At 62.4% G+C, this 16,202-nt stretch carries 21 protein-coding genes; 14 read left to right on the top strand and 7 right to left on the bottom strand.

The genetic code is table 11. The features are described 5' to 3' along the window. Positions 1 to 11 precede the first annotated feature (11 nt). A complete protein-coding gene (locus tag AC04SF_RS21865; RefSeq protein WP_488479732.1) occupies positions 12 to 1,100 on the bottom strand; it encodes a LacI family DNA-binding transcriptional regulator in 1,089 nt (362 codons plus the stop codon). A gap of 234 nt (positions 1,101 to 1,334) precedes the next feature. Here AC04SF_RS21865 and AC04SF_RS21860 point away from each other — a divergent pair, with 234 nt between their 5' ends. From AC04SF_RS21860 to AC04SF_RS21850, 3 genes are all read left to right on the top strand, one after another. Beyond that, the gene (locus tag AC04SF_RS21860) at positions 1,335 to 2,174 is read left to right on the top strand and encodes an ABC transporter substrate-binding protein (RefSeq protein ID WP_488479476.1); all 840 of its coding nucleotides are present in this window, start codon (positions 1,335 to 1,337) and stop codon (positions 2,172 to 2,174) included. Positions 2,175 to 2,275: 101 nt separating this feature from the next. Next, the gene (locus tag AC04SF_RS21855; protein WP_096456668.1) at positions 2,276 to 3,817 is read left to right on the top strand and encodes an amino acid ABC transporter permease/ATP-binding protein; all 1,542 of its coding nucleotides are present in this window, start codon (positions 2,276 to 2,278) and stop codon (positions 3,815 to 3,817) included. A gap of 66 nt (positions 3,818 to 3,883) precedes the next feature. Further along, complete coding sequence (locus AC04SF_RS21850; RefSeq protein ID WP_488479475.1) at positions 3,884 to 5,005, top strand: NAD(P)/FAD-dependent oxidoreductase; 1,122 nt, start codon at positions 3,884 to 3,886, stop codon at positions 5,003 to 5,005. A gap of 39 nt (positions 5,006 to 5,044) precedes the next feature. Here the strand turns inward: AC04SF_RS21850 and AC04SF_RS21845 are convergent, their stop codons facing one another. Continuing rightward, positions 5,045 to 5,638: a hypothetical protein gene (locus AC04SF_RS21845; RefSeq protein ID WP_488479474.1), complete on the bottom strand. Its 594-nt coding sequence runs from the start codon at positions 5,636 to 5,638 to the stop codon at positions 5,045 to 5,047. A gap of 155 nt (positions 5,639 to 5,793) precedes the next feature. Here AC04SF_RS21845 and AC04SF_RS21840 point away from each other — a divergent pair, with 155 nt between their 5' ends. After that, a complete protein-coding gene (locus AC04SF_RS21840) occupies positions 5,794 to 6,927 on the top strand; it encodes a metallophosphoesterase (RefSeq protein WP_202350685.1) in 1,134 nt (377 codons plus the stop codon). Positions 6,928 to 6,981: 54 nt separating this feature from the next. Here AC04SF_RS21840 and AC04SF_RS21835 read toward each other — a convergent pair whose 3' ends face one another. After that, positions 6,982 to 7,161, bottom strand: coding sequence for a CsbD family protein (locus tag AC04SF_RS21835; protein WP_274608591.1), 180 nt, complete (start codon positions 7,159 to 7,161; stop codon positions 6,982 to 6,984). A 184-nt stretch (positions 7,162 to 7,345) separates the two neighbouring features. Here AC04SF_RS21835 and AC04SF_RS21830 point away from each other — a divergent pair, with 184 nt between their 5' ends. The 8 genes from AC04SF_RS21830 (at position 7,346) to AC04SF_RS21795 (ending at position 11,265) form a co-directional block, all read left to right on the top strand. Then, positions 7,346 to 7,999 carry a glutathione S-transferase family protein gene (locus AC04SF_RS21830; RefSeq protein ID WP_488479473.1) on the top strand — a complete coding sequence of 218 codons (654 nt, stop codon included), beginning with the start codon at positions 7,346 to 7,348 and terminating at the stop codon, positions 7,997 to 7,999. Positions 8,000 to 8,045: 46 nt separating this feature from the next. Then, positions 8,046 to 8,375 (top strand): YciI family protein, encoded by a 330-nt coding sequence (locus AC04SF_RS21825; protein ID WP_488479472.1) that lies wholly within the window; start codon positions 8,046 to 8,048, stop codon positions 8,373 to 8,375. A gap of 452 nt (positions 8,376 to 8,827) precedes the next feature. Beyond that, a complete protein-coding gene (locus AC04SF_RS21820) occupies positions 8,828 to 9,037 on the top strand; it encodes a cold-shock protein (protein ID WP_010915421.1) in 210 nt (69 codons plus the stop codon). Between the two features lie 359 nt (positions 9,038 to 9,396). After that, positions 9,397 to 9,621: a hypothetical protein gene (locus AC04SF_RS21815; RefSeq protein WP_488479471.1), complete on the top strand. Its 225-nt coding sequence runs from the start codon at positions 9,397 to 9,399 to the stop codon at positions 9,619 to 9,621. Next, positions 9,621 to 10,028, top strand: a complete 408-nt coding sequence (locus AC04SF_RS21810) for a hypothetical protein (RefSeq protein ID WP_488479470.1) — start codon at positions 9,621 to 9,623, stop codon at positions 10,026 to 10,028. The genes AC04SF_RS21815 and AC04SF_RS21810 overlap by 1 nt, the downstream gene beginning before the upstream one ends. A gap of 1 nt (position 10,029) precedes the next feature. Further along, positions 10,030 to 10,194: a hypothetical protein gene (locus AC04SF_RS21805; protein ID WP_488479469.1), complete on the top strand. Its 165-nt coding sequence runs from the start codon at positions 10,030 to 10,032 to the stop codon at positions 10,192 to 10,194. Positions 10,195 to 10,198: 4 nt separating this feature from the next. Further along, entirely contained in the window at positions 10,199 to 10,582 is a 384-nt protein-coding gene (locus AC04SF_RS21800) for a YkgJ family cysteine cluster protein (protein WP_488479468.1), read from the top strand. Between the two features lie 71 nt (positions 10,583 to 10,653). Next, entirely contained in the window at positions 10,654 to 11,265 is a 612-nt protein-coding gene (locus tag AC04SF_RS21795; protein WP_488479467.1) for a LysE family translocator, read from the top strand. A gap of 14 nt (positions 11,266 to 11,279) precedes the next feature. On the opposite strand, the gene AC04SF_RS21790 is transcribed toward AC04SF_RS21795, so the two are convergent. From AC04SF_RS21790 to AC04SF_RS21780, 3 genes are read right to left on the bottom strand one after another with little or no spacing between them, the layout of a single operon-like run. Continuing rightward, positions 11,280 to 11,660, bottom strand: a complete 381-nt coding sequence (locus AC04SF_RS21790; RefSeq protein ID WP_488479466.1) for a nuclear transport factor 2 family protein — start codon at positions 11,658 to 11,660, stop codon at positions 11,280 to 11,282. A 33-nt stretch (positions 11,661 to 11,693) separates the two neighbouring features. Beyond that, on the bottom strand, positions 11,694 to 12,122 hold the full coding sequence (locus AC04SF_RS21785) for an OsmC family protein (RefSeq protein ID WP_488479465.1): 429 nt from the start codon (positions 12,120 to 12,122) through the stop codon (positions 11,694 to 11,696). A 33-nt stretch (positions 12,123 to 12,155) separates the two neighbouring features. Further along, positions 12,156 to 13,166 (bottom strand): zinc-dependent alcohol dehydrogenase family protein, encoded by a 1,011-nt coding sequence (locus tag AC04SF_RS21780; protein WP_096456692.1) that lies wholly within the window; start codon positions 13,164 to 13,166, stop codon positions 12,156 to 12,158. Positions 13,167 to 13,264: 98 nt separating this feature from the next. Here AC04SF_RS21780 and AC04SF_RS21775 point away from each other — a divergent pair, with 98 nt between their 5' ends. Both AC04SF_RS21775 and AC04SF_RS21770 read left to right on the top strand, forming a co-directional pair. Further along, positions 13,265 to 13,873 carry a TetR/AcrR family transcriptional regulator gene (locus tag AC04SF_RS21775; RefSeq protein WP_488479464.1) on the top strand — a complete coding sequence of 203 codons (609 nt, stop codon included), beginning with the start codon at positions 13,265 to 13,267 and terminating at the stop codon, positions 13,871 to 13,873. 110 nt (positions 13,874 to 13,983) lie between these two features. Further along, positions 13,984 to 14,376 carry a VOC family protein gene (locus AC04SF_RS21770; RefSeq protein WP_488479463.1) on the top strand — a complete coding sequence of 131 codons (393 nt, stop codon included), beginning with the start codon at positions 13,984 to 13,986 and terminating at the stop codon, positions 14,374 to 14,376. Positions 14,377 to 14,450: 74 nt separating this feature from the next. Here AC04SF_RS21770 and groL read toward each other — a convergent pair whose 3' ends face one another. Beyond that, the gene (gene groL, locus AC04SF_RS21765; protein ID WP_096456696.1) at positions 14,451 to 16,106 is read right to left on the bottom strand and encodes a chaperonin GroEL; all 1,656 of its coding nucleotides are present in this window, start codon (positions 16,104 to 16,106) and stop codon (positions 14,451 to 14,453) included. Positions 16,107 to 16,202: the final 96 nt, after the last annotated feature.

The raw sequence follows: 16,202 nt of genomic DNA, 5'->3' as shown, positions 1-16,202 counted from the left end.
CCGCAGCCGCGCTACGCGCGCTTGACGACGGCGTTTGAGGGCGGGCCAACGGACCCGCGCTCGAAGATCGATGTGGGCAAAATGAGCCTTTCCGCCGGGCGTGGATCTCCCTTCAAGCGCCGGATAAGCAATTCCGCGACACTTTTGCCGAGCGCGTAGACGGGCTGGTCGATGACGGTAATGGGTGGGGTCGTCACGCTCGTCCAGTCCGCATCATGGAAGGTGATCAGCGAAATGTCCTCGGGAACCCGCAAGCCGCGTTGGCGGATTACCCGGAATATCTCCAGTGCTATGACGCTGTCCGAAGCAAGGATCGCCGTCGGCCGATCCGGCCCGGACAGCATCTCGTTGGCAACCCTGCGCGTTTCGGCGGGGCTTGTTGCACCAAGGCGAACATAACGTTCTGGCCGATCAATGGCCGCATCCCGGCACACGGTGAGGAAGCCGTCGATGCGCTCGCGGACCGACGAGGTGTAGATTTGCCCGAGATCGCGGTACTCGTGCCCTTCGGCATCGACCGCGGTCACATAGGCGATGTTGCGGTGTCCGGCATCCACGAGAATGCGGGTTGCCCGCATGGCGATGCCGCGATCGTCGACCGTGACTGTATCGACATCCAGATCGGGCAGCGCCCTGTCGAGCAGGGCAAGCGGCCGGCCTGAACGATGGATATCGCGCAGGTGTGAGATGTCACGCGATTCCGATGGCGTGACGATCAGCCCGTCGACGCGCTTGCCGATCAACAGCCGCACGGCTGCCTTTTCAGCCTCGATCCTCTCGCCGGAGTTGGCCAGAATGACGTTGAACCCGGCTGCCCTTGCCGCGTCGCTGATGCCGCGCACCGCGAGGCTGAAGAACGGGTTCTCGATGTCGCCGACAACCACCCCGATGATGCCGGACCGGCCAGTCGTCATGCTGCGCGCCAATTCGTTCGGACGGTAGTCCAGTGCCTTGGCCGCGGCCATGACGTCCGCGCGGATCGTATCGCTGACAACACCGTATCCGCCCAGCACGCGCGCGGCTGTCGCTTTCGATACGTTTGCCGCGCGGGCGACATCGCTGACCGTTATCGACTGGGTCTTGGGCGCGGTTCTTTTCATCGGATGAACGACTACAAGAGTTGTTGACGGAAGGTCAATCTGGCGATAACGATTATCAAAGAGACCGGTCTCAATCAATAAGAGACCGGTCTCTTTTAGAAAATTGCGAGCCACGAGGCGCGACGAAAGCCTCCTGCGTCATGCTGTGGTCATGGCGGCGGGTGGTATCGGGCGCGAGATCGGGGCTCGACGCAAAGATCAAGAAGAAACAGACCTTCAGAGTGGAGAGAAGACATGCGCAGGATAGGAATTCTCAAGTCGCTGATGTCGCCGGTCCGGACCGGCGCAATGGCTCTCATGGCCGTGTGCATCGGCGCCGGATTGGTTTCGGCCGCCGCCGCGGAGGACAATCCCTATGGTCTTATCGATGCGAAAGTCATCAGCGTCGGCACCATGGGCGATGCCAAACCTTACGCTTTCACCCAGGCGGATGGCACCTTCACCGGCTTCGATATCGAATTGTTCCGCAACGTCGCGAGCCGCCTTGGATTCAAGCCGGACCAGGTGATCTTCACCGGCCAGGAATTCTCGGCGCTGATGCCTTCGGTTGCGAACGAACGCTTCGATGTCGCGGTCGCGGCAATCGGCACGACGGAAGCGCGCAAGAAGACCGTCGACTTTTCCGACGGGTACCTTGCGGGCTATCTCTCCGTGCTGACCTCGGACAAGGCGATCACATCGGCGGACGGGCTCAAGGGCAAGCGCCTCGGCGTCGTGCAGGGGACGCTCCAGGAAATCTACGCGGCGAAGAACTTTGTCGGAACCGATCTCGTGAAATTCCCCGACAACAACTCCGCCGTTTCAGCACTCAACAACGGAACCGTCGACGCGCATTTCCTCGATTACGAGGCCGCCAAGGACTATGGCGTTCGCTATCCGAACCTGAAGATCGCGGTCAACATTCCTTCCTTTGACGCGCCGGCCGGCTTTGTCGTGCGCAAGGGCAACGACAAGTTCCGCGAGGCATTGAACACTTCCCTTCACGCGGCCATGCAGGACGGCACCTGGAAGACGCTCTACGAGAAGTGGTTCCCCGGCTCCCCCATGCCCGATCAATATCTCCCCAAGAAGTAACCGCGCCTCCAGCCACCGGCCTTGACGGCCGGCGGCTGGACGACACGCCGTTGCGCCTGATTTCCTGATGGCACGAATGGCGCAGTGGAAAAGGGGACCGAATGAACTGGCTTGAAAACCTGCGGCGCAGTTTCCTTGACTGGCAGGCCATGGCGGACGTGCTGCCGAGCATGATCACCATCGGATTGAAGAACACCTTGATCCTCGCGGCCGCGTCCACGGTGCTGGGCGTCGTTCTCGGCATGATCCTGGCTGTCATGGGCATCTCGCAATCGCGCTGGCTGCGCCTTCCCGCCCGGGTCTACACCGATATTTTCCGTGGCCTTCCGGCGATCGTCACCATTCTGCTGATCGGCCAGGGCTTTGCCCGCATCGGCCGTGAAATCTTTGGACCTTCGCCCTATCCGCTCGGCATTCTTGCCCTCAGCCTGATCGCGGGTGCCTATATCGGCGAAATCTTCCGCTCGGGCATCCAGAGCGTCGAGCGCGGGCAGATGGAGGCCTGCAGGGCGCTCAGCATGAGCTACGGCCAAGGCATGCGGCTGATCGTGATCCCGCAGGGCATCCGCCGCGTCTTGCCGGCCCTGGTCAACCAGTTCATCGGCAACGTCAAGGATTCGAGCCTTGTCTACTTCCTCGGTCTGCTCGCGTCGGAGCGTGAGATTTTCCGTGTCGGCCAGGACCAGGCGGTGGTCACCGGAAACCTCTCTCCATTGCTTCTGGCCGGCGTATTCTATCTCGTCATCACCGTCCCCTTGACCCACGTAGTCAATTACATCGACAACTCGCTACGCGCCGGAAAGCAAAAGGCCGGTCTCGTCACCAGCGGTCTCGCCGAGGTCGATGAACTGGAAAACGCCATCAGCAATCCACCGGCGCAGACCAGTCTTGAGGGCAACTCTGCGCTTCCCCGCTTCAAGGGCGGCAGTCTCACCATCACCGATCTCGACATGGCCTATGGCAATCTCGATGTTCTCAAGGGTGTCAGCCTGACGGTCAGGCCGGGGACGGTCACCTGTGTCATTGGTCCGTCAGGGTCGGGCAAGTCGACCTTGCTGCGTTGCCTCAACCGCCTGGTTGAACCCAAAGGCGGTGACGTGCTGCTCGACGGTGCCAGCATCCTGGCGATGAAGCCGGAAAAACTGCGCCGGCGGGTCGGCATGGTGTTCCAGCAGTTCAACCTGTTTCCCGACCACACAGCCCTGGAAAACGTCATGCTGTCGCTAACCAAGGTCAAGCACCTTCCGGTGCAGGAGGCCGAGAGTATCGCCGAGGCGCGCCTTGCCGATGTCGGGCTGGCGGCCCGCAAGAACCATCGTCCCGGCAGCCTATCCGGTGGCCAGCAGCAGCGTGTGGCGATCGCCCGTGCGCTGGCAATGGACCCGGAAGTTATCCTGTTCGACGAGGTGACGAGCGCTCTTGATCCCGAACTGGTGAAGGGCGTTCTCAACCTTATGGCGGATCTCGGCCGGCGCGGCATGACAATGGTCGTGGTCACCCATGAAATGGGCTTTGCCCGCAAGGTCGCCGATCAGGTCGTCTTCATGGATGAAGGTCGCGTCATCGAGGCCGGCACGCCTGCAGCGATTTTCGACACGCCGAAAAGCACGCGTCTGAAGCACTTCCTTGCCGAAGTGCTCTAGTCGCACCATCCGCATGACCCCTGGGATGGCCGCCCAATCCAATCTCCACCCGTGAAAGAATATCCCATGGCTACAGCACATTTCGTCTCAAAGGTCGTTGTTGTCGGGGGCGGCATTTTCGGTGTCTCCTCGGCCGTTCATCTGGCAAGGCTCGGCATCCAAACCGTTCTGGTCAATGATGGGCCGCTCGCCAAGGGCGCTTCCGGCCGCTCGCTCGCCTGGCTCAACTCCGCGCGCAAGCGATCGGCCGAGTATCATCGCCTGCGCATGATCGGCATCGACCGCTACCGGACGCTATCGGCGAGATATCCGGATGCCGCCTGGCTGCGTTTCGACGGTGGCCTGACATGGGATGCGGACAATGCCTCGAACGAGATCGTCGATGTCTTCGCTCATGAAAAAGCCATCGGCTATGATGCGCAACATCTGTCCGCCGGCGCCATAGCCTCAGCCACGCCAGGTGTCGCCGCAAGCGCTGTCACGCCTCAAGGCGCGATCTTCAATCCGGGCGAGGGCTGGGTCGATCTGCCGTCGCTGATCGAGATATTGATCGCGGAATTCGTCGAGCGTGGCGGGCAAGTCGTCACCGATGCCGGAAGCGCTGCGGTCACTGTCGTCGACGGTCGCGCCACCGGCGTCATCACGACAAGCGGCATCAGCCTTGCTGCCGATGCTGTACTCCTGGCGACCGGCGGCGACGTGCCGCGAATGGTTGCGGACGCCGGCCGGCATATCGCCGACGGGACGCCGATCGCGCTGCTCGTCAGGACCAAGCCGGTGGGCTCGCCGCTTCGGGCCGTGCTCAACACACCGCGCGTCGCCATCCGGCCGACGCCGGACGGAGCCCTCGCGCTCGATTCCGCCTGGTCGGAAGAAGAGGTGGTCGTCAATTCCGACGGCACTTATGGTGTGAAGGGTTCAACCGTCCAGGGGCTTCTCGATGAAGCCTCGAAGGTTCTCGAGGGCCATCCAAAGTTGGAATTGGAGAGCTACGGTGTCGGCCCCAAGCCGATTCCCGGAGACGGCGAGCCGGTCTTCGGCCAGTTGAAGGATATACAGGGATATTACGTTGCCTTCAGCCACAGCGGCGCAACGCTCGGTCTGATTGCGGGCGAACTGCTCGCCGGCGAGATCGCCAACGGCAATGAGCATCCGCTGCTTGCGAACTTCCGTCCAGGCCGCTTTTGATCAGACCAGTCCAAAGGCTTCTTGCGCACCATAGACCCTCTATTCGGCCAGCGGCTTGATCGTCTCGTAGCCATTGACCGATTGCGCGCTGGTGCCTTCATCATAGCGCCGGGCAAGAGCAGCCTGCAGGTCAGGCGAATAAAGCGCGGTGAATGCATCGAGCGTCTCGCCGGCCGCGTTCTTGAAGGTCTCGTTGACGGCCAGTACATTGTATTTGCAGTCGCCCAGGCTGAACGTCTCCTTGCCCTTGACCACCAGCGTCAGCGTCTTGGTGGCCTTAGGCTGCTTGTCCGGCGACAACTCGACAAACTCGATCGTGCTCTTTGCTCCGGCCCTCAGCGGAAACAGTTTTCGCAGGTCGGAAAACGGGATCATTGCCAGCCGCCCAGTGTAGCTGTCGCGAAAAACCTCGATCAGGCCGGCAAACAGGAACTGCTTTTGCGGTGATTGAGACTCGTAGTTGTTGGTGACGGAGATCATCCCTCCGGCAACGGGCCGAAATTCGCTCTGGATACCGGGCCTCGCCAGGATGAACCCATTTTTTGCCGATTTGGCATCGACGCATGGACCGGCAAACGCACCACTTGCCGGCAGCAAAACCGCCAATGCCATGCCGATAAACGCGCTCTTCATAGCATTCCCCCGATTCTTTCAAAATAAAATGCAAGTGCAGGTAGAAGTGGCAGACGTGCAGTGCGATGTCGATGGTCGACGCAGTCGCGATTCAAGGCCGTCGCGATATTGCCGAAACTGGACGGACGGACGCCGCTTGTGCTGAAATTCCGCCGATGATGAATCACCGATCGCCAAGATTGTTTTCACGACGCAGCTTCCTGACGCAGGCCGTCGGTCTTGCCGCGGCTGGTGCGCTGTCACGCCCGGCGTTCAGCCAGACCGGGCAGCGCATACAGCCGATCGACGCGACCTTCCTGTTCATCGCCGATGTCCATGCCTGCCGCATGGCGAGCGGCCTGAGCCCCAACTGCCAGCAGGAGGGCAAGACCGACGCCGCGCTGTTGCGCAATGTCGCGGCATTGAACGCCATCGGCGACAAGGACTGGCCGGCCGAGATCAACGGCGTCGCCACCGGCTTGCGTTCGGCCGGCAGCCGGATCGGCATGCCGCTCGGCCTTGTCGTCGGCGGCGACATCACCGACGATGGTGGCGGCCAGATCACCCAGCCCAGCGAGGGTACGCAATTGCTGCAGTTCAGCCAGCGCTACAGCCAAGGCGTTGGCCCGGATCGCGTCCACATGCCGGTCTATGTCGGGCTCGGCAACCACGATCTCGACCAGAACGGTCCGCCGCACCATGTCGACTGGTACCGGCGCGAGATGCGCGACTATGTCGAGGTCAACCACCGCCCCGGCGTGTTCTTCAAGCCGCCCGTGCCGGCCACCGACTACGATGTCGACACCGACTGCTATTCATGGGACTGGGGCGGCCTGCATCTCGTCCAGACGCATCGTTTCGCCGGCGACACCGGCCATGGCGCCGAGAGCAGCCTGCCATGGCTGAAGCAGGATCTGGCGACCTATGCGGCGGACGGCCGCCCGGTCATCCTGTTCCAGCACTATGGCTGGGACACATTTTCGACGGAGCGGTGGGATCCCGCCAAGAAAACCTACGACGATGAGGGCGCCGGCCCGCCGCACTGGTGGGGCGAGGCTGACAGGCAAGCGCTGCTGGCGGCGCTGAAGGGCTACAATGTCGTCGGCATCTTCCACGGCCACCAGCATGACGCCTCACTGATCTATCGTCGTGACGGGATTGATCTGTTCAAGCCGAAGGCCGCCTATATGGGAGGGTTCGCCGTGGCCAGGGTGACCAGCGATGGCATGGACGTCGTGTTAGGCGAGGCGACCGATGACCATGGCGAGGTCACCTTCACCAACGCTTTCAGCAAGGGCTGGAGCACGTGAAAAAGGCGGCCTTGGTGACCGCCTTTTCCGATAGGAGCGTTTCTGGATGCGCGATCAGAACGCCTTCTTGACCTTGTCCTTCACGTCGCCATAGGCCTTCTGCACCTTGCCGGCGACCTTGTCGACCATGCCTTCAATCTGGGTCCGCCTGTTGCCGGTCGCCTTGCCGGCCGCCTGTTTTACCGAGCCTTTAATCTGCTTGGCCATACCAGCAACCTGATCCCTGTTCACCACTTTCGCATCTCCTGGGAGTCTTTGAATTCCGGGGAATTCATCCGCGCGGATAAACGGACTGGCATCGTTTAGGTTCCAGGCACCCACGCGGAAGCAGACGAAACGCGCGAGGCGGCTTCCGGCGGCTAGGCAGGCAGGCTAGGCTGTAGATACGCGCCGACCAATCGCGCGCACGGGGAGAAAAATGGCGGAATTCACACTCTACATCGGCAACAAATGCTTCTCCTCATGGTCGCTCAGGCCATGGGTGGCGATGAGGCATCTGGAGATCCCGTTCGAGGAGGGCTTTGTGCGGCTGCGCACGCCCGAGACCTTTGCCAATCTGGCGAAAGTGTCGCCGACCGGTCAGGTGCCGGTCTTGGATCACAATGGAAGGATTATCTGGGAAACCCTTGCTATCCTTGAGTATCTTGCCGACCTGTTTCCCGGGAAGAAACTCTGGCCCGATGATATAGGCGCCCGTGCCTTGGCGCGCGCGGTGGCAACCGAGATGCATTCCGGTTTTCGCGAGGTCCGCTATGGCTGGCCGATGAATTTGCGCCGGCCGAAGGGGCACAAGCCGCTCGACGCCGAAGGGGAAGTGCAGCGGGCCCGCATCGAGGCGCTGTGGCGCGAGTGTCGCGAAAAATATGGCAAAGGCGGCCCGTTCCTGTTCGGTCATTTCACCACGGCCGATGCCATGTACGCGCCGGTCGTCACCCGCTTCGACACCTATGGCGGCGACCTCGCGCCCGACACCAGAGCCTATGTCGACGCTGTTCTGGCAATACCGGCGATGCGGCACTGGTATGCGGAGGCGGCGAAGGAGCCGTGGCCGGAACCCGGTCCCGACGAATAAGCCGGACAACAGGTGGCAATAAGGTTTCGCTCCTGGAGGAGGACCGATGGCCAGCAACAAAGCACTGCATGAAACCGCAACGACAAAAATCTTCCATTGCCGGCTGATTCCGCCGCGGCCGGATTTTGCCTTCACCATGACGGAGGAGGAGAGGGAGCTGATGGGCCGGCATGCCGACTACCTGCGCGGCAAGCTGCGCGAGGGCGTGATGATCATGGCCGGTCCCGTTGCCGATCCGGCCGGCCCTTGGGGCCTGCTGATCCTGCGCGCCGGCAGCGAGGCCGAGGCAAAGGCGGTGACCGATGGCGATCCAGTGGCAAAGTCAGGTCGCGGCTTTCGCTATGAGATCCTGCCCATGATCAGCACGATCATGTAGGCAACCGGCATGGGCACGCGGCCGGCTTCGGCCAAGTCTCCCGGCATCCGTCAGATACAAGAACGCCCCTCGCACCGGTTATTGTGCGGGAGGCGTCCTTTTGCCAGCATTCCTGAGATTGCTCTTCAAAATTGCTGACACCATTGAAATGCGCTGGCGCTGATTTGGTTCCGGGCTCGGTGCTTTTTTTGACGCACGGTCTTTCAGCCGGTTCGTCAGTTGAGGCCCCTGCGTCGAGCAACCCAGAATTGAACTCAGAGCGTTGGAAAACCAGAAATTGACTCGGCTGCAAAAGCAGTCTAAAAGAAACATGTCGATATTTGTTTGACTGACTTTTGTTATCCGCGCACGCATGCGCGCCTTTGACGAACTTCCCCATCAAAAATCGAGACAAAAATCGTTGTGCATTCGCACTGCGATTAACGAATATTTGCCATGGAAAGGGTTCGTTTATGAGCACCGGCACAGTTAAATGGTTCAACGCCACCAAGGGTTTTGGTTTTATTCAGCCTGACGACGGTTCGGCCGACGTTTTCGTCCACATCTCGGCCGTAGAGCGCGCCGGCATGCGCGACATCGTCGAGGGCCAGAAGCTCGGCTACGAGATGGTCCGCGACAACAAGTCGGGCAAGATGTCCGCCGACCAGTTGAAAGCGGCCTGAAGAAAGAATTCAGTCCTCCCGGTGACCACGGATGTACTGGCACCGGTGAAGGGCGAATTCGGGCGCGTGGCCTTGGAAACCTAAGTTTCCAAGGCACATCATGCGCATGAGAGGAGTGTTCCTGCGCATCCAATTGGATGCGCGGTGCTCCCATGGAAGGTCAGGCGGTGCCTGGCCTTTTTCATTTTACGCTTGTTGCCGCCGAAAATGCGCTGCGCGTCGGGCTGAACGTGCTAAGGAACGCCTTAGCAATTTGAATCCGCTGCCGTATTGCCCCAATGCAGTGTTGCTTTGTGCGTGGTCCTGACCGAAGACCCGGTCTCGCCTATCGGCACCAGGCTCCTGACAGGAGAAAGATTTTGACCGCCAATCCGAAGGCCGCCGATCCGGCGGTGTCGCTGTTCAGCAAGACGCAGACCCAGTCGATGTCGCTCGGCCGCATCCTATCCGAGCGTGATGCCGTCAGCGAGGCGCGGGAAGCCAAGACCGCCCGCTTGCGCGAACTGCGCCTGGAAAAGGAAGCGGACGAGATGGCGGCGGCCGCAGCGCTCGCGGCGCTGCCGAAACGAGCCGGAAAACGCTGATGGCCACCAAGCGCGTACCGCCAACGCCAATCGCGGCCGATGCGACCATCGCCGACATGGTCGAAACCCTGGACAAGCCGGTCGAATATGTCCGGCGCGTGCTGGAAAAACTCGAGCGCTGCAGGCGCGCCCATGGCGATGCACAGGTTCGTGTCGGCGTGCGCGGCCGCGCCGAAGCCCCGAACTACCTGATCGAATATGTCCGCGAGGACAAAAGGACCCAGGAGCGTGTGACTTACCAGGATGCCGCCTACAGCGGCAGCACGCATCGTGAGTTGGCGCCGCATCACATCGCGGAAGCCAGGAACTGGTCGCCCGAGGAAATGAACATCACGGCGGTTTCGGCGCTGATCGGCCGCTTGCGCAATCCGCGCGCACCATCATCGCGTTTCGCCGACGAGGACTGACATGGCCATTAAATTCTCCGCCAAGGACCAGCCGGCAGCGCCGGTTCCCGCTGCGAAACCGGCCAAGCCGGTTGCCGCGAAGCCCGGCGAACCCGCCGACGCCGCGACCGATCTGTTCAAGTCGCCGGTCGAAGCGCCGGCGCGCAAGACAGGCAAGAAGAAATAGCGCCTTGCCGCAGGACGCCGATCGTAATCCTGCCGCGCCGGGGCTGCTCGCCCTGGTCGCTGCCGCAAGCCTTTCGTCGTCGCAACACGAGACCGCTCCGCTCTTCGACTGCCAGAGCTGCGGCGCGTGCTGTTCCTATTCGGCCGAATGGCCGCGCTTCTCCACCGAGGACGATGCGCAACTCGACCGCATCCCAGAAAAATATGTAGCGGCCGACCTGTCGGGCATGCGCTGTGAGGGCGTGCGCTGTTCGGCGCTGTCGGGCGAAGTCGGCAAGTCGACCGCTTGCGGCGTCTACGACGTCCGCCCGGATGTCTGCCGCGCGTGCATGCCTGGCGACGAAGAGTGCTTGATAGCGCGCCGGGAGCACGGATTGCCGACGTCCTAGAATTGTGGGCGGCTTGACGAAGCCTCCTTGCTGGCTACGCTGCGTCAGGGCAGGGCCGTGGAGGAACCATCGTGAGCATCGAATTCCTGTTGACGTCGCTGATCGTCGTGGCCTCGCCCGGCACCGGCGTTCTCTACAAGCTGAGCGCCGGACTTTCGCGCGGTGCGCGGGCTTCCATCATCGCCGCCTTCGGCTGCACGCTCGGCATCGTCCCGCATATGGCAGCCGCCATCACCGGCCTCGCGGCGCTGCTGCACACCAGCGCGGTCGCCTTCGAGACGCTGAAATATCTCGGCGTCGCCTATCTCCTCTACATGGCCTGGAACACGCTGAAGGAGAAGGGCGGGCTCAGCGTCGAGGACGATGTCGCGCCGCGCTCGGCCGGCAAGGTGATCGCCACCGGCATCCTCGTCAACGTGCTCAATCCGAAACTATCGATCTTCTTTTTCGCCTTCCTGCCGCAATTCGTCAGCACCACCGAGCCCAATGCGCTGTCGAAGATGCTGGAACTCAGCTCCGTCTTCATGCTTTTGACCTTCGTGGTTTTCGTCGGCTACGGCATCTTCGCCGCTTCGATCCGCAGCCATGTCGCCTCACGGCCGATGGTGCTGACCTGGATGCGCCGGACGTTTGCCGGCGCCTTCGTCATGCTTGGCGCCAAGCTGGCATTGGCTGATCGGTAGCGGCGATCGGCCGACTATCCCTTCACATAGCCCATCGCCTCGACGATGCGGCCGTCCTGGACGCGCATCAGATTGACGCCGCGGACGGAGGTGTGGTCGGCCAGCCAGTAGCGCCAGCGTATCGTCGCCCGGTCGCCGGCAACAAAGGTCTCCTCGAGGTCGAAGCGCGTGCCTGGCTGGGTGACGATCGCCGACCACAATTCGATGCAAGCCGCCTTGCCGGCGCGGCGCGCGCCGTCCGGCGCGGGCGTGGTGTTCTCGATCACGCAGTCTTCAGCAACCAGATCGGCAAGCGCCGACGGGTCGTGGTGCTGGAAGACGTCGTTGAAGCGCCGCATCATCTGCGCCGTCTCGCCGGAGCGCGCGGCAGCGGTGCTGTCGATGATCAGTTCCATGGATTTGCTCCTTCCGTTTCAGTCGTCGAGGTGTCAGGTCAGCGCTGCCTTGAGCGTGATGCTGGCGACGCCGGCCAGCGCCCGCGAGACCAGGCAGGCCGCCTTGGCCTTTTGCGCCAGCCGCTCGAAATCCTCGGCGGCAATCCCTGCGACGCTGGCTTCCGTCTCCAGTTCGATGCGGGTGATTGTCGGCCCGGCTGCGGTCGCGCCGAGATGCGCCTTCGCGATGGTGCGGATGCTGTCGGGCGTGTGGCCTTCGCTGCCGAGGATGGCGCTCAGCGCCATCGAGAAGCAGCCGGCATGGGCTGCTGCGATGAGTTCCTCCGGGTTGGTGCCGGGACCGTTCTCGAACCGGGACGGGAACGAGTAGGCGCCTTCGAAGACACCGCTGCCCAGCCTGAGCCGGCCGGATCCTTCCTTGAGTGTGCCGCGCCATTCGGCCGATGCATCGCGAACAGTCATTGCTTGCTCTCCTCTGGTTGATGGAATGCGGGATCATGCGCAGTCGATGACAACCTTGCCGATGACATCGCCCTGCATGAAATGCCGATAGGCCTCGCGCGCCTCGGCGAACGGAAAGACCCTGTCGATGATCGGCTTCAGCTGGTGCTTGCCGACTGCGGCCAGCATCGCCTCCAGCCCATTGCGGTTGCCGACGAACACGCGGCCAATGGTGGCGAGGCTTCGCTGATAGATAGCGCCCGGGATCTCGATCGAATTGCCCTTCGCATCCTGAACGGTCAGCACAACGATGCGGCCATAAAGGGAGCTTGCGATCAGCGATTGCGTGAAGGTCGTTGGACCGCCTGTCTCCACCACCAGATCGATGCCGCCGGTCGCCTCGCGCAGCTTCATGCCCCATTCCGGCGTCTCGCTGGCGGCGATGACGATATCGGCGCCAAGCGCGCGCAGCCGGTCAGTCTTTTCAGCGCGCGAGGTGACGGCGGCGACGCGGCAGCCAAGCATCTTGGCGAACTGCAGCGCGAACAGCGCCACGCCGCCTGAGCCGATGGTCAAAACCCATTGTCCGGGCTGCGGAATCTCCGCTCCTGTCAATGCGCTCCAGGCAGTCAAACCGGCGCAGGTGAAGGTCGCGGCTTCCTGCCAGGAGAGATGCACGGGCAACCGCGCGGCCCATTGCTCGTCGAGCAGCGCGTATTCGCTGAGCATGCCGTCCAGCGTGCAGCCCAGCTGGTCGATGATTTCGGGACGAAGCCGGCCGTCGATCCAGCGCGCGAAATAGCTGCCGGTGACACGGTCGCCGACCGCAAAGCGCGTGACGCCGTCGCCGATCGCCACCACTTCCCCGGCTCCGTCGCTCAATGGAACGATGCCAGCGCGGGGTGGCAGCGGGTATGTGCCCTTGAGGATCATCGCGTCGCGGCGGTTAAGCGACGTGGCGTGCACTCGCACCAGGATCTGATGCGCGCCGGGCTCGGGTATTGCCTCTTCGCGCGTTGCCAGCTTCTCGATCCCGCCAAAACCCTCAAGTCGGTAGCGCTGCATTGTTGTCTCCATAATATGTAGACCGATCTACATATTATGTAGACCGGTTGTCATATTCGGAGCAAGGCCTATAATGCGCATTCCTGACAGAGGCTGACATGGCGACAGACACACGCACCCGTATGATCGAAGCGACGGCGCTGCTTTTGCGGCGGCGCGGCTATCACGGCACATCACTGAACGACATTTTGAGCGCCAGTGGCGCGCCACGAGGCTCGCTCTACTTCCATTTTCCGGGCGGCAAGGACCAACTGGTCATCGAGGTGACACGCGACAGCGTGGCCGGCGTGACGGAGCGTCTTGGCGCGGCGCTGGCGGCGGAACACGATCCGGCGGTCGCTGTGCATCACATTTACCAGTCGGTGGCCCGCATGCTGGAGGAGAACGAGTTCTCGCTCGGCTGCCCGATCGCGCCGGTGGTGCTCGACGCGCCGAACGACGTGCCAGACCTGGCCGAGATCTGCCGCGCCGCATTCGAGCAGTGGATAGGCCTGCTGTGCGAGGCCTTCATGCGGGCAGGGGTGCCTGAACGCCGCGCCCACGCTCTGGCGCTGCTGGTGGAATCGTCGCTGGAAGGGCTGATGGTGATCGCCCGCGCCACCCGCGACCGCGCTCCGCTACAGGCGGTGGCCGACGAGGTCGCGGCGCTGATCGAAGCCGCGGTACTTGCCGGTGAGGTGCGGCAACGCGCGGATGCCACTGTCTGAAGGTAGGCCCCCTGGTTCGGAAAGCATGCGCCGGCGCTGAGGTTCGGGCCATTCGCCAGCGATGTGAGGAAGGCCGGCAGCACGGTCGCGAATGTGTAGGGCGCGGTCACGTGGCGCTGCGCGTCCCCAACTACGAGATCGCCAAGAACTGGTATGTCGACGAGCTCGATTTCCGTGTCGTTCACGAATGGCCATTCGCCGACGAGCAGCTCGCCTATCTGGCGCCGGCCAATGACGATCATTTCATGATCGAATTGCTGGGCGGCGGTGATCCGCTGCCGATCGATGCGCCGGCCTGCAAGGATCTCGCCGATAGCCTGCACTACTCCGGCTATCATCATTTCTGCATCAACGTGGCCGACATCGAAGCGACGGTCGCCGAACAGCGCAAGCGCGGCGTCACCATCGTCACCGAGCCGTTCAAGCTCGACGACATCAGCCGCAAGCTGGCCTTCTTCGCCGACCCGTTCGGCAATCTGATCGAACTCGCCGAGGTTGTCTAAGGCGACATGACCACGGAAACAAAAAGGGCGGCATCGCTGCCGCCCTTTCGTACGCATAAGCCAGGTTGGCTGGATTAGAAATCCATGCCGCCCATGCCGCCCATGCCGCCGCCGCCCATGCCGCCGGGCATGCCGCCGCCAGCCGACTCCTTCTTCGGAGCCTCCGCGATCATGGCTTCGGTGGTGACGAGCAGGCCGGCGACCGAAGCCGCGTCCTGGAGAGCCGTACGGACAACCTTGACCGGGTCGACGATACCCATGGCGATCATGTCGCCATATTCGCCGGTCTGGGCGTTGTAACCGAAGGTCGCGCCCTTGTTCTCAAGGATCTTGCCGGCAACGATCGAAGCTTCCGCACCGGCGTTCGAGGCGATCTGGCGGGCCGGAGCCTGCAGCGCACGACGCACGATGTTGATGCCTGCGGCCTGGTCGGCATTGGCGCCGGTGGCCTTGATGTTGGCCGAAGCGCGCAGCAGGGCCACGCCACCGCCAGCAACGATGCCTTCTTCCACGGCCGCGCGGGTCGCGTTCAAAGCGTCGTCAACGCGGTCCTTCTTTTCCTTGACTTCGACTTCCGTCGCACCGCCGACGCGGATCACCGCAACGCCGCCAGCGAGCTTCGCCAGACGTTCCTGCAGCTTCTCCTTGTCGTAGTCCGAGGTGGTCTCTTCGATCTGCTGCTTGATCTGGGCAACGCGACCCTGGATCTCGGCCTTCTTGCCGGCACCGTCGACGATGGTGGTGTTCTCCTTGGAGATCGACACCTTCTTGGCGCGGCCGAGCATGTTGAGGCCGACGTTTTCGAGCTTGATGCCGAGGTCTTCCGAGATGACCTGGCCACCGGTGAGGATGGCGATGTCTTCCAGCATGGCCTTGCGGCGATCACCGAAGCCCGGAGCCTTGACGGCAGCGATCTTCAGGCCACCACGCAGCTTGTTGACGACCAGCGTGGCCAGAGCCTCGCCTTCGACGTCTTCCGAGATGATGAGCAGCGGCTTGGAGGTCTGCACGACGGCTTCGAGGACCGGCAGCATGGCCTGCAGGTTGGAGAGCTTCTTCTCGTGGAGCAGGATGTAGGCGTCCTCGAGATCGGCAACCATCTTGTCGGCGTTGGTGACGAAGTACGGCGAGAGATAGCCGCGATCAAACTGCATGCCCTCGACGACTTCGAGTTCGGTCTCGGCGGTCTTGGCTTCCTCGACGGTGATGACGCCTTCGTTGCCGACCTTCTGCATCGCTTCCGCGATCATCTTGCCGACCGACTCGTCGCCATTGGCCGAGATCGTGCCGACCTGGGCAACTTCCTCGGAGGTCTTGATCTTCTTGGCAGCCTTGCCGAGAGCCGTGACGACTTCGCTGACGGCCAGATCGATACCGCGCTTCAGGTCCATCGGGTTCATGCCGGCGGCAACCGCCTTATGGCCTTCCTGGACGATCGACTGCGCCAGAACGGTCGCGGTCGTGGTGCCGTCGCCGGCGATGTCGTTGGTCTTCGAAGCGACTTCGCGGACCATCTGCGCGCCCATGTTCTCGAACTTGTCTTCAAGTTCGATTTCCTTGGCGACGGTGACGCCGTCCTTGGTGATGCGCGGGGCGCCGAACGACTTGTCGATGACGACGTTGCGGCCCTTGGGGCCGAGGGTCACCTTCACCGCGTCGGCGAGGATGTTGACGCCGCGCAGCATGCGCTCGCGGGCATCACGGGAGAATTTTACGTCTTTAGCAGCCATTTTTAGCTCCTGGCAGGGGCTTGGGGTAAGCCCGGAATTCAGTTGACGGTGAGGCCGATGATCAGCCGATGATGCCCATAATGTCGGATTCCTTCA

The organism is Mesorhizobium sp. CNPSo 4671 (genome assembly GCF_057784245.1).
The sequence above is the reverse complement of the archived record's forward strand: the minus strand, read 5'-3'. Positions and strand labels throughout refer to the sequence as shown.